Here is an 11,635-nt window from a genome sequence, read left to right on the forward strand (position 1 = left end):
GCTGCACCCGGACGCAAAACCTTACGCCGCATCAAGGACTTCAAGAGTATCAACAGTCTCTTACACCTTATACCCTTGGCGACTGCCCGGCACTGTGCTGGAATAGCTGGAATTCAGAAGGAGTATGCCATGGATATGCTGACAACTGGGGTGCTGTGCTTCGCCGCCGGCGTGGTAGTGGGCGCAGGATTACTGTTCTGGTTGTTACCGGCACGGCGTCAGGCCGGCCAGTTGATCCGTGATCGCGACGAGGCCCGCCAGGCCCTCAATCATTATCGTGATCAGGTGGATGACCATTTCCTGCACACCGCAGAGCTGGTCAACGACATGACGCAGGCCTATCGCTCCGTCCACGAACACCTTTCCAAAGGCGCTCAGGCACTGTGCTCCGAAGTCGGTCGCAAACGGGCGGTGGCGAAATCACTGGATTCCGCACCGCAAAAAGGCAGCGATGAACCGGTGGCTCCGCCGCTGGACTATGCCCCCAGCGCCAAAGGCGGCACCCTCGCCGAGGATTTCGGCCTGCAACAGAAAGCCACCGGGCCTTTCACACCGGTCGATGTGGCAGACAGCCCTGCACCTGACAACATCGTGGAGCCGCCTCGTGACTATGCGGAAGGCTGCGACGAACAGGGTTGCCCGCCAGAAGAAAAGAAATGAGAGGAAACTGACAGACAACAGACTTCCTGCGGCACGCCGAACGCACCTTACCGCATCACTCGGTTACGGTTTTCGCTCGTCGCTGAATCAAAAAGCCCGCTTGCGCGGGCTTTTTTGATTACCTTGGCCGGGGTTTCACCGGGCAGGTTACCCAGCGGCTCCTCACAATGAACTACTGAAACGTGTCCGCCACCCGCATGGGTACCGGCTCATCTTCCATCACTATCTCCGCCGGCAGTTGGCCGGCCGGGTCACCATCGGCCTGGATCGGTTCGTCGGCGCCCTCGCAGCGAATATCCACCCGCTGGGCCCGCAAACTGGCAACGCCATCCACCCGCTCCATACGCCCCAGCAACAGCGCGGCCAGGCAACGCAGCAGAAAGCTGACGCCCGGCTTCTGAAACAACAACACCTGTACCTGAGGGCGCAGGATGTTGGCTTCCCGGCTGAGCACAAAGCTGCCGCCGTAATGGCGACCATTGGTGACAATGGCAGAAAAACAGTCCAGCGGACGACCATCCACCATGACCCGGTAATGACGCTGACCGTAACGGCGGATCTGCGCGAGCATGGACTGCACATAGGCCAGCTTGCCGAAGCGCTCTTTCACTGCCAGATTCACCCCGTTCACCACCCAGGCGTCATAGCCGATGCCGCACATCATGATGAAGCGCCGACCGTTGAGCCGGGCCGGCGTCACCGGCACATTCTTGCCATTGACGACGATCTGAGCCGCCAGCTCCGGCGTTCTGGGCAGCTGCAGCTCTTTTGCCAGCACATTGGCAGTGCCAGTGGCAAAGACGCCCAGGGCCACACCGGGAGCCAGACCATTGAGCACCTCGTTGGTGGTGCCGTCGCCGCCCACCGCCACCACACAGTCGCCCTGCTCGTCCAGGCCCTGCAGGTACTCAATGGCATCGCCAGGCCCACGGGTGTGGTAAAGACGCACGCGGGCACCCTGTTTTTCCAGTTCGGCCACAAAACGGCAAAGCAGTTTCTCCCGACCGCCACCGGCGGCCGGGTTATATACAACAGTAATCTTCATGGGATCAGGGTGTTCCTCAGAACCTGTTTCAGGCCGGATTATCGATATCGATAAAGATATGTTCCACTCCGAACTGCTCATTGAGCCATTGCCCCAGGGCCTGGACCCCGTAGCGTTCGGTGGCATGATGACCACAGGCGAAATAATGCATGCCGGTTTCCCGGGCAAAGTGTGTGGTGGGTTCGGAAATCTCGCCACTCAGGTAGGCGTCCACACCACGGGTCTGGGCCTTGTCGATAAAGCCCTGGGCACCGCCGGTACACCAGCCGATGGTTTCTATTTCATCGCCCGGGTCCCCCACGTGCAGCGGGGTGCGACCGAGCACCGCTTCCGCGTGGGCGGCAAATTCCGCCGCTGACATGGGGCTGTCCAGCCGCCCCACATTGCCGATGGGGCGCGGAGAATCGTCCAGCCCCCCTTCCACACTGAAACCCAGACGCCGGGCGAGCTGGGCGTTATTGCCCAGGGTCGGGTGCGCATCCAGGGGAAGATGATAGGCAAACAGGTTGATATCGTGACGCAACAGCGTCTGCAGGCGTTGTTTTTTCATGCCTCGCACCCGCTGATTCTCGCCCTTCCAGAAGTAGCCATGGTGGACCAGAATGGCGTCCGCCTCTTCCACGATTGCGGCATCAATCAAGGCCTGGCAGGCGGTAACCCCGCTGACCACCCGCCGGATCTGCTCGCGGCCTTCCACCTGCAATCCATTGGGACAGTAATCCTGAAAGTGATCCGCAGCCAGCTCCTGGTCGAGCAAGGTCAGCATGTAATCGCGCTTGAGCATGACACCTACCGGGCAATGATCTGATAATATTGCTCGCAGTTTACCTATCCAGACCCGCGCTTGTCTCGTTCGCACCCCGTCTCGTCGGCTGCACCAGGCAATAGCACGGGCCAAAGCAAGCGCATGGGGGCATTGTCGGTGATCAGAGCCTTTCGTTTTTTTGCCGGACCGATCCTGGCGGGCCTGGCCGTGGGCCTGGCCGTGCTGTGGTGGTACGAGTGGGGCCCCAATTCCCGCCCCGGCCGCTATGACAGCGGTACCGCCAGCTATGCCGGCGCGGTCAATCACTCCGCCCCGGCGGTGGTCAATATCTACACCACCCAGATTCTCGCCAGTGAGGATGTGCCTGAAGACCCACTGTTCAACCGCTTCATGGAAGAACCCCGCCGCGAACGGGCGCTGAACAGCCTGGGCTCCGGGGTGATTGTGGACGACGAGGGTTATATCCTCACCAGTTATCACGTGATCCGCGATGCGGACGAAATCCTGGTGGCCCTGCGCGATGGCCGCGACGCCCCGGCACGGGTGGTGGGCACTGACCCGGAAACCGATCTGGCGCTGCTCCATGTGGCGCTGGAGGACCTGCCGGAAGTGGAACTCAATGGCAACGGTCCGGTGCAGGTAGGCGATGTGGTGCTGGCCATCGGTAACCCGCTGGGCGTGGGTCAGACCGTCTCAATGGGCATTGTCAGTGCCACCGGGCGCAGCCACCTGGGCATTGCCACCTTCGAGAATTTCATCCAGACCGACGCGGCCATCAACCGCGGCAACTCCGGCGGCGCCCTGATCGACACCCGCGGCCACCTGATCGGCATCAATACCGCCATTCTCTCTGCGGATGGCAGCTGGCAGGGCATCGGCTTCGCCACCCCGGCCTCCATTGCCCGGGAAGTGATGCGCGACCTGATCGACCATGGTCGGGTGATTCGCGGTTATCTGGGCGTCACCGTGCAGGATATTACCCCGTCCCTGGCCGAGACCTTCGGCATGGACCAGGTGCGCGGCGGCGTGATCACCGAAGTGGTCATCGACAGCCCCGCCCACAAGGGCGGCCTGCAGCCCGGCGACGTCCTGGTAGGCATCAACGACACCGCCATGGCCGACGGCTATGAAGCCATGAACCGTATCGCCGGCATGAAACCGGACGAGAAAGTCAGCCTCAACATCGTCCGCAATCGCCAGCCGCTGACCGTAGATGTGGTGATTGGCACACGGCCGCCGGCGGAAACAGAATGACTAAAGTGAACAGTGAATAGTTAACAGTGAACAGCGGCGCGACAGCCCGCTGGTTTGATCTGAAACGCAAGAGGCCGCGCCCAAGCGATGGGCGCGGCCTCTTGCGTTTCAAAGACAGACAAACGCTGCACGCGTCGCTGTTAACTATTCACTATTAACTGTTAACTGCCTTCAAAGCCCTTCCACCCCGCTCAAGCTTTCCCCCGCCGGATAACGTATCTCAAAGCCTTGCTTGAAGCTTTCCTCTCCGCCGGCGGACAGGGTGAATTGCCAGCGTTGCAGGCCCTTCACATCGTCCACATCGCGATCATCGGCAGCCTTGCCCTTGGCGGTGACGGTAATGTCGTCGTTGCCGGCCACCGGCAGGCGGTCCAGCAGGTTCACCGTGATCGGCTTGTCGTAGTGGGAGGTGAGGGTAATGTTCTTCAGGGCCGAGAGGGTGCTTTCCTTGCTGATCAGGCCGGTCTCGCCTTCCCGGGAAGGCTCGCGGACCACGGCAATCTGCAGGCGCGGGTCATCGCCGAAGCTCATCTTCACCTGCTCACCCTGCTTGATGCTCTCATGGCGGTGATAACGGGTCAGGCGCTGGCCATCGCGCAGCAGCGTGACACTGCCTGCCAGCCAGGGAAGCGGGCTGGTGTTCTTCCACTCCCCAACCAGTAACACCGCAGGCTGCTGCCAGAGGTAGCTTTCCCGGCTGAGCGTCATCGGCAGCTCGGCCTGCTGATAGGGAACCCGGGCACTGGCGTCGCCACTGGCCAGGGACAGCGGCGCCGACAACGGCACGCGCATATCAAAGCCGTGGGCCACCGGTGCCGGCGCCATTGGCATGGCCTTGGCACTCACCATGTCGGCCTCATACGCCGGCTCCGCCATCACCGCACGCAATGACTGTTTGCGCAGCTCCGGTTGCGGGGTTGCCAGCCGCACGATCCAGGGCTGCGGGTCTGGCAAGTGACGGTAGCCGGCGGGCACCAGGCCCAGGGTCGTGCTGACATTCTGCCAATCCTCACCGGTACGATTCTGGATCTGGGCAATCCCGGTCACCGCGACGGTTTCATTGCTGCTGTTCAGATCCACCCGTAGCTGATTCTGCCAACCGGCCTGGCGGGTAAAATACTGCAGTTTCACTATCGCTGCGGAGGCCTTGCCCGCGCTGACGGCCAGCACCAGTTCACGGCTACGGGTCTGCCCCTGGCCCAGTTGCTGGCGCTGCTGACGCAAGGCATCCAGTTTTTGCTGCTGGTCATGGCGAACCACCGCCCGCTGATTGATGGCCGCCTGACGCGTTTCCACCGCCTTGCCAATGGACTCCCAGGCGCTGGACCACTTTTCTACCGGCACCTGCGCAAACACGGCCTGCCCCTGGGGAGCTTGTCCCATAAGCGATTGCAGATGGTGGATCTGTTGCTGGTCCAACGCATCCGCCGCCTTGGCGGCGGCCATGGTCTGCTCCAGTTCGCGGATGGCCGCATCCAGTTCAGCCCGGCGTGTCGACACATCCGCCTCGGTAATGGCAAAACCCTGCCGCACCCCGGTCAACACCGCATCTTCCACCGCCACCTGCAGGCTATCCAGGTCCAGCTCCGGCAAGCCACTGATGACAAGCTGATGCTCGCCGGCCGGCAAGGACTGGCTGAGAGTACGAGTAAGATGAGCCTGGGAGGGAAACAGCACCGCCTCGGTCACCGGGGCGGTAACATTGAAGTCAGCCGCCAAGAGGGGCGTCGGCAACAGCGCGCAGGCGAGCAGTAACGTTTTTTTCATTATCGGGGCCTTTCCGTTGGACGATACCTGTTAGTACCGCAGGTATGGGGAAAGGTTCAAGCGGGGAGTCTTGCGTCGCTGGTTGGCGCGATCTCTCTCGTTGTGTGGCAAAAGATTTTTTACCACAGAGGGCACAGAGCTCAATGAGGAAAAGATAAACCCCGGCGGCCCGCGTAGGGTGCACTGAGCCTAGGGCGAACTGCACCGGATGGTTGGGCAATGGTGCAGTTCGCCTTAGGCTCAGTGCACCCTACGCATTCTGTAATGGATGTTTTATCAACGGCGGGATCGCGCCGCCAGCGACGCTCCTACACGAAAGGCTTTCACCACAGGAGCCGAGCCAGCCTTTTTCTCGGTGTGCTCGGTGCCCTCTGTGGTGAGAAAAGAGTTTCCGCGGCGAGAATCAGAGCAGCGTGTCCAGCACGTCAATCAACGCCTGGTTCTGCTCTGCGGTGCCAACGGTAATACGCAGGTAGTCGGCGATGCGTTCGGGTTTGCCGAAGTGGCGCACGATGATGCCCTGCTCGCGCAGGCCCTGGGCCAGGGAAGCACCACGGTGTTGCGGGTGGTAAGTGAAGAGAAAGTTGGCCGCTGACGGCAGGCTTTCAAAGCCCCGCTGGGAAAGCTGCTCGTTGAGCCAGTCACGCTGACTGATTACCTGATCACAGCCTTTCTCGAACCACTGCTGATCTTCAAAAGCGGCCACACCGGCAGCAATGGCCAGGCGATCCAGCGGGTAGGAATTGAAGCTGTCCTTGATACGATTGAGGCCATCGATCAACGCCTCATCGCCGACCGCCAGGCCAATACGCAAACCGGCCAGGGAACGGGACTTGGACAGGGTCTGGGTGACCAGAAGGTTCGGGTAACGGTTGACCAGACTGATCGCCGTGTCACCACCGAAGTCGATGTAGGCTTCATCAATTACCACCAGGGATTCCGTGTTGGCCTGCAACAGACGCTCAATATCGCTCAACGGCATTAACTTGCCGGTGGGGGCATTGGGGTTGGGGAAGATAATCCCGCCATTGGGTCTCAGATAATCCTCCACGTCGATGGACAACGTCTCGTCCAGCGGCACCGCGTCATAATCAATCTGATAGAGGCCGCAATAGACTTTATAGAAGCTGTAGGTAATGTCCGGAAACAGCAGCGGCTCGTCCTGGCGGAAAAAACCCATGAACAGATGGGCCAGCACTTCATCGGAACCATTGCCAACAAATACCTGGGAGCGCTTGATGCCATGACCTTTGCCGGAATAGTAATCGGCAATGGCCTGCTTGAGCAGACCGCTGTCCGGGTCCGGGTAGAGACGCAGACGGTCGTCCGCCTCGGCACGAATCGCCTCGATCACCTTCGGCGAGGGGCCCAGCGGATGCTCATTGGTATTCAGCTTCACCAACTTGTCCATCTTCGGCTGCTCGCCGGGGACGTAGGGCTCCAGGTGGTGAACGAATTCGCTCCAGTATTTGCTCATAGTCTTGTCGTCCGACGTCAGGCGTCTGACGCCTTCTTAATTCGATACTCGGCACTGCGCGCGTGGGCGGTAAGGCTTTCGCCGCGGGCCAGGGGTGAGGCGATTTTTGCCAGTTCGCTGGCGCCCTCCGGGGAACAGCCGATCAACGAGCTGCGCTTCTGGAAATCATAGACACCCAGGGGTGAAGAAAACCGTGCCGTGGCACTGGTGGGCAACACATGGTTGGGGCCCGCGCAGTAATCACCCAGGGCTTCCGGCGTGTAACGGCCCAGGAAGATGGCGCCGGCATGACGAATCTGCTTTGCCCACTGTTCCGCGTCGTCGATGGACAACTCCAGGTGCTCGGAGGCGATGGTATTGGCCAGGTCGATGGCCTGCTGCAGATCCTGCACCTGAATCATGGCGCCGCGATTTTTCATGGAAGTGCGGATGATGGTTTCCCGCTCCAGGGTCACCGCCAGTTTTTCCATGGACTCGGCCACCTGTTGCAGGAAGTCGCCATCAGGGCTGACCAGGATGGCCTGGGCTTCCTCGTCATGCTCTGCCTGGGAAAACAGGTCCATGGCGATCCAGTCCGGGTCGGTCTTGCCATCGCACACCACCAGAATTTCCGACGGCCCGGCGATCATGTCGATGCCTACCTTGCCGAACACCTGACGCTTGGCTTCCGCCACATAGATATTGCCGGGACCGACGATCTTGTCCACCGCAGGCACCGTCTCGGTGCCGTAGGCCAGTGCCGCTACGGCCTGGGCGCCCCCCAGGGTGAACAGTTTGTCCACGCCGGCTATGGCCGCCGCCGCCAGCACCATGTCGTTGATCTCGCCGTCCGGGGCCGGCGACACCATGATGATTTCGCCAACGCCCGCCACTTTGGCCGGCAGGGCATTCATCAGCACCGAGCTGGGATAGGCGGCCTTGCCGCCGGGCACGTAGATACCGGCCCGATCCAGCGGGGTGACTTGCTGGCCCAGCAGGGTGCCGTCGGCTTCCCGGTACTGCCAGGAATCCTGCTTCTGCTTTTCGTGGTAGCGACGCACCCGTTCGGCGGCCGCCTCCAGGGCCTGGCGCTGTTCGGCGGGAATACGGTCCAGAGCCGCCTGCAACTGATCATGCGCCACCACCAGTTCGTTCATGGCGGCCACGTCACGGCGATCAAAACGGTTGGTGTATTCCACCAGCGCCGCATCGCCGCGTTTGGCCACATCACGAAGAATGCCGCGCACCCGGTCCGCCACTTCCTCGTCCCGTTCTTCGGACCAGGCGGTGAGCGCAGCCAGCTTGGCATCGAAATCCGCGTCTTGGGCGTTAAGCCAGGTGGTTTCCATGGTTGGCACCGTTGTCAAAGTCACAATCTGTTTTTACCACAGAGGGCACAGAGTTCAGTGAGGAGAAGGCGGGTCTTTTTCTATCACAGAGATCAACAACGCCTGTTGCTCAAGGCCACACCAAAATGTGGGCTTTTTATTCTGCGCGCACTGCGACCTCTGTGGTGAAAGGCGTTTAGCCCACCTTGCGGGCATCCACCGCTTCGGCCAGCTGATCCAGGATTCCCTGAATATCCCCATGTCGGGTTTTCATGCTGGCACGGTTGACGATCACCCGGGTGGAAATATGGGCGATCAGTTCGGTGGGCTCCAGACCGTTGGCGCGCAGGGTGTTGCCGGTGTCCACGATATCCACGATGCGGTCGGCCAGCCCCACCAGCGGAGCCAGCTCCATGGCACCGTAAAGTTTGATCACTTCTGCCTGTTTGCCCTGCTGGGCGTAGTAGGCCTTGGCCACATTGACGAATTTGGTGGCCACACGCAGGCGACCGCCCACATCCGGGGCATCCTTCACCGCCGCTACCATCAATTTGCAACGAGCGATATCCAGATCCAGGGGCTCGAACACGCCGTCGCCGCCATGCTCCATTAGCACATCCTTGCCGGCCACACCGATATCCGCCGCACCGTGCTGCACATAGGGAGGCACGTCGGTGGCGCGAATAATGATGATTTTCACATCATCGCGGGTGGTATCGAAGATCAGCTTGCGTGACGCTTCCGGATCTTCCAGCAGTTCAATGCCCGCCGCTTTGAGCAGCGGCAGGGTTTCCTTGAGGATGCGCCCCTTGGACAGGGCGATGGTCAACGGCTTGGTCATTACGCTCTCGTTCAGCGCGGGACGCGGCGAATCACCGCACCCAGCGATTGCAGTTTCTCTTCAATACACTCATAGCCGCGATCGATGTGATAGATACGGTCTACCGTGGTTTCCCCTTGCGCCGCCAGCGCCGCGATCACCAGGGAGGCGGAGGCGCGCAGGTCGGTGGCCATCACCGGCGCACCGGTAAGCTGCTCCACACCGCGACAAATAGCGGTATTGCCCTGCACTTCGATATCGGCGCCCATGCGGTTCATTTCCTGGACATGCATGAAGCGGTTTTCAAATACCGTTTCCACAATGGTGCCGGTGCCTTCGGCAATCAGGTTCAGGGCCATGAACTGGGCCTGCATGTCCGTAGGCATGGCCGGGTACGGCGCGGTCCGCAGGGAGATCGCCTTGGGCCGGCGGCCTTCCATGTCCAACTCGATCCAGTCTTCACCGGTGGTGATTTTGGCACCGGCTTCTTCCAGTTTCTGCAGCACCGCATCGAGAATGCCGGGCACGGTGTCCTTGGTCTTGATACGGCCACCTGTGATGGCAGCGGCGATCAGGTAGGTGCCGGTTTCGATACGGTCAGCGATCACTTCATGATGACCGCCGTGAAGACGCTCCACCCCTTCAATGGTGATGGTGTCGGTACCGGCGCCACTGACCTTGCCACCCATGGTGTTGATGAAGTCAGCCAGATCCACCACTTCCGGTTCCCGGGCGGCGTTTTCCAGGTAGGTGGTACCTTCCGCCAGAGCCGCGGCCATCAACAGGTTTTCGGTACCGGTCACGGTCACCGTATCCATGACAATCCGGGCGCCTTTGAGGCGACCCTCCACGGAGGCATGCACGTAACCGTTGGACACCTCTATGGTGGCGCCCATGGCCTCCAGGCCACGCAGGTGAATATCCACCGGCCGCGAGCCAATGGCACAGCCACCCGGCAGGGAAACGGAAGCTCTACCGAAATGGGCCACCATGGGTCCCAGCACCAGGATGGAGGCACGCATGGTCTTCACCAGCTCGTAGGGAGCGGTGAGTTCCTTGATGGTGGTAGCGTTCACTTCCACGTTCATGCGGTCGTCGATCACCACGTGGACGCCCATGCGACCCAGCAGCTCGATCAGGGTGGTGACATCCTGCAGATGCGGCAGGTTGCCCACGGTGACCGGCTCGTCGGCCAGCAGAGTGGCGGCCAGGATCGGCAGTGCTGCGTTTTTGGCGCCGGAAATACGGATTTCGCCGTCCAGACGCCGACCGCCGGTGATGATCAATTTATCCATGAAGTGTCTCTAGGCTTATCAGAAGGCCGGGCGCAATGCCTCAGCCGATACCCATTTTCTGGGCTTTTTCCCACTCGGCCGGGGTATAGGTAATGATCTGCACCGCGTGGATGGTGTTGCTCTGGATCTGCTCGTTGATGGTCGCGTACACCAGCTGCTGCTTCTTCACCGGCATCAGACCATCAAAGGCGGTGGATATCACGCGAATCTGGAACCGGTCACCGCCGCCTTCTACCGCCACGTCAGCATCATCAAAACCGGCTTCGACCAGCGCTTTTACCTCTTCCGGATTCATGTTCGCTCCTCATCGGGGCCGACAGCGGCCCGAACAGCAAGGAGCGGGACAGACCCGCTCCTCGGTAAAAACGGCAATAATACGCGAGCCGGCGCCCCCTTGCCACGGCGGCGGCGGCGGAACAATCAACCCTTCTGGTCTTCACCCTCGATGCCAGCGTCGATCTTGGCATCCGCGGACCAGTTGTCGATCACCTTGTCGATGTCGTTGTACTGCTGCATACCCTGGGCGAACTGGCTCTGGAAGGTATCGCGCAAATCCAGGCCGTTGACGTAGACATTGATCACCCGCCACTGATCATCACGCAGGAACAGGGTGTAATAGATCGGTACCGTCTTGCCGGAGTTGGTTTTCACCTCCATGCGTACCCGTGCATAGTCCCCCTTACGATCCCCTTCCTGCATGGGCAGGGTAGTAATTTTCTGACCTTCATAAAGGGTGATGCCGGAGGCATAGGTGTTGATCAGGCTGTTCTTGAACACATCCAGAAAACGGTACTTTTGCTCCTTGCTGGACGGCCCGAAGTAATCGCCCATCACCATACGGGTGATGCGCTTGAAATCCACCAGATCGCCAAGCTCCTCGCGCACCAGTTCCTTGGCCCGGTCCGGATTCGTTTCCAGTTGCTCCCGCTCCGCTTCAATGCGGGATGTCATGCGTTCCACCGCCTCCATCACCACTTGCCGCGGATCATTTTCCGCCGCCGCCAAAGAGGCCATGGCGGTAAGCACCATCGCCAGCCAGATCCGGATAACACGCTGCAAATGCATAGAAAACTCCCTGTTAATGTCCGGCGGTTTTACGGTTTTATACCGCTGTTGTCCAGTAACACACTGAACCGCATCTGCTTTATTGGAGTCCCAAGATGTCACAACGGTTCCAAATGAAACAGAATTCGGGTCAACGTGGCCTGCCCAGCAATGTATAATCGGCCCCGACCAGAGGAGAG

11 protein-coding genes are annotated in these 11,635 nt (G+C 60.4%); 2 read left to right on the forward strand and 9 right to left on the reverse strand.

The genetic code is table 11. The features are described 5' to 3' along the window. The first annotated feature begins 129 nt into the window (after window positions 1-129). Entirely contained in the window at window positions 130-660 is a 531-nt protein-coding gene (locus tag ACMG4N_RS15290; RefSeq protein WP_414432300.1) for a YhcB family protein, read from the forward strand. A gap of 172 nt (window positions 661-832) precedes the next feature. Here the strand turns inward: ACMG4N_RS15290 and ACMG4N_RS15295 are convergent, their stop codons facing one another. Both ACMG4N_RS15295 and ACMG4N_RS15300 read right to left on the reverse strand, forming a co-directional pair. Beyond that, complete coding sequence (locus ACMG4N_RS15295) at window positions 833-1,705, reverse strand: diacylglycerol/lipid kinase family protein (protein WP_414432302.1); 873 nt, start codon at window positions 1,703-1,705, stop codon at window positions 833-835. Between the two features lie 28 nt (window positions 1,706-1,733). After that, a complete protein-coding gene (locus tag ACMG4N_RS15300; RefSeq protein ID WP_297767189.1) occupies window positions 1,734-2,489 on the reverse strand; it encodes a Nif3-like dinuclear metal center hexameric protein in 756 nt (251 codons plus the stop codon). A 123-nt stretch (window positions 2,490-2,612) separates the two neighbouring features. On the opposite strand from ACMG4N_RS15300, the gene ACMG4N_RS15305 reads away from it, so the two are divergent. Next, complete coding sequence (locus tag ACMG4N_RS15305) at window positions 2,613-3,725, forward strand: S1C family serine protease (RefSeq protein WP_414432304.1); 1,113 nt, start codon at window positions 2,613-2,615, stop codon at window positions 3,723-3,725. Window positions 3,726-3,896: 171 nt separating this feature from the next. On the opposite strand, the gene ACMG4N_RS15310 is transcribed toward ACMG4N_RS15305, so the two are convergent. The 7 genes from ACMG4N_RS15310 to ACMG4N_RS15340 all read right to left on the reverse strand — a co-directional run bounded on the left by ACMG4N_RS15310 (window position 3,897) and on the right by ACMG4N_RS15340 (window position 11,456). Beyond that, entirely contained in the window at window positions 3,897-5,492 is a 1,596-nt protein-coding gene (locus ACMG4N_RS15310) for a DUF4139 domain-containing protein (RefSeq protein ID WP_414432305.1), read from the reverse strand. 403 nt (window positions 5,493-5,895) lie between these two features. After that, complete coding sequence (gene hisC, locus ACMG4N_RS15315; protein WP_414432306.1) at window positions 5,896-6,969, reverse strand: histidinol-phosphate transaminase; 1,074 nt, start codon at window positions 6,967-6,969, stop codon at window positions 5,896-5,898. Window positions 6,970-6,986: 17 nt separating this feature from the next. After that, entirely contained in the window at window positions 6,987-8,297 is a 1,311-nt protein-coding gene (hisD, locus tag ACMG4N_RS15320) for a histidinol dehydrogenase (RefSeq protein ID WP_414432307.1), read from the reverse strand. Window positions 8,298-8,472: 175 nt separating this feature from the next. Then, window positions 8,473-9,117 carry an ATP phosphoribosyltransferase gene (gene hisG, locus ACMG4N_RS15325; RefSeq protein ID WP_414432309.1) on the reverse strand — a complete coding sequence of 215 codons (645 nt, stop codon included), beginning with the start codon at window positions 9,115-9,117 and terminating at the stop codon, window positions 8,473-8,475. An 11-nt stretch (window positions 9,118-9,128) separates the two neighbouring features. Beyond that, window positions 9,129-10,391 carry a UDP-N-acetylglucosamine 1-carboxyvinyltransferase gene (murA, locus tag ACMG4N_RS15330; RefSeq protein WP_297767200.1) on the reverse strand — a complete coding sequence of 421 codons (1,263 nt, stop codon included), beginning with the start codon at window positions 10,389-10,391 and terminating at the stop codon, window positions 9,129-9,131. A gap of 40 nt (window positions 10,392-10,431) precedes the next feature. Continuing rightward, on the reverse strand, window positions 10,432-10,686 hold the full coding sequence (locus ACMG4N_RS15335) for a BolA family protein (protein WP_035248083.1): 255 nt from the start codon (window positions 10,684-10,686) through the stop codon (window positions 10,432-10,434). A 125-nt stretch (window positions 10,687-10,811) separates the two neighbouring features. After that, window positions 10,812-11,456, reverse strand: a complete 645-nt coding sequence (locus tag ACMG4N_RS15340; RefSeq protein ID WP_297767204.1) for a phospholipid-binding protein MlaC — start codon at window positions 11,454-11,456, stop codon at window positions 10,812-10,814. Window positions 11,457-11,635 lie beyond the last annotated feature (179 nt).

This window comes from Alcanivorax sp. IL2 (genome assembly GCF_047495475.1).
In the GTDB taxonomy this organism is placed as follows: domain Bacteria; phylum Pseudomonadota; class Gammaproteobacteria; order Pseudomonadales; family Alcanivoracaceae; genus Alcanivorax.

Excerpts from the sequence above, each read along its gene's own strand:
- ACMG4N_RS15305 (WP_414432304.1), top strand. The coding sequence starts at position 2,613 with ATGGGGGCATTGTCGGTGATCAGAGCCTTTCGTTTTTTTGCCGGACCG.
- ACMG4N_RS15310 (WP_414432305.1), bottom strand. The coding sequence starts at position 5,492 with ATGAAAAAAACGTTACTGCTCGCCTGCGCGCTGTTGCCGACGCCCCTC.
- ACMG4N_RS15295 (WP_414432302.1), bottom strand. The coding sequence starts at position 1,705 with ATGAAGATTACTGTTGTATATAACCCGGCCGCCGGTGGCGGTCGGGAG.
- hisG (WP_414432309.1), bottom strand. The coding sequence starts at position 9,117 with ATGACCAAGCCGTTGACCATCGCCCTGTCCAAGGGGCGCATCCTCAAG.
- ACMG4N_RS15340 (WP_297767204.1), bottom strand. The coding sequence starts at position 11,456 with ATGCATTTGCAGCGTGTTATCCGGATCTGGCTGGCGATGGTGCTTACC.
- ACMG4N_RS15300 (WP_297767189.1), bottom strand. The coding sequence starts at position 2,489 with ATGCTCAAGCGCGATTACATGCTGACCTTGCTCGACCAGGAGCTGGCT.
- hisD (WP_414432307.1), bottom strand. The coding sequence starts at position 8,297 with ATGGAAACCACCTGGCTTAACGCCCAAGACGCGGATTTCGATGCCAAG.
- ACMG4N_RS15335 (WP_035248083.1), bottom strand. The coding sequence starts at position 10,686 with ATGAATCCGGAAGAGGTAAAAGCGCTGGTCGAAGCCGGTTTTGATGAT.
- ACMG4N_RS15290 (WP_414432300.1), top strand. The coding sequence starts at position 130 with ATGGATATGCTGACAACTGGGGTGCTGTGCTTCGCCGCCGGCGTGGTA.
- murA (WP_297767200.1), bottom strand. The coding sequence starts at position 10,391 with ATGGATAAATTGATCATCACCGGCGGTCGGCGTCTGGACGGCGAAATC.
- hisC (WP_414432306.1), bottom strand. The coding sequence starts at position 6,969 with ATGAGCAAATACTGGAGCGAATTCGTTCACCACCTGGAGCCCTACGTC.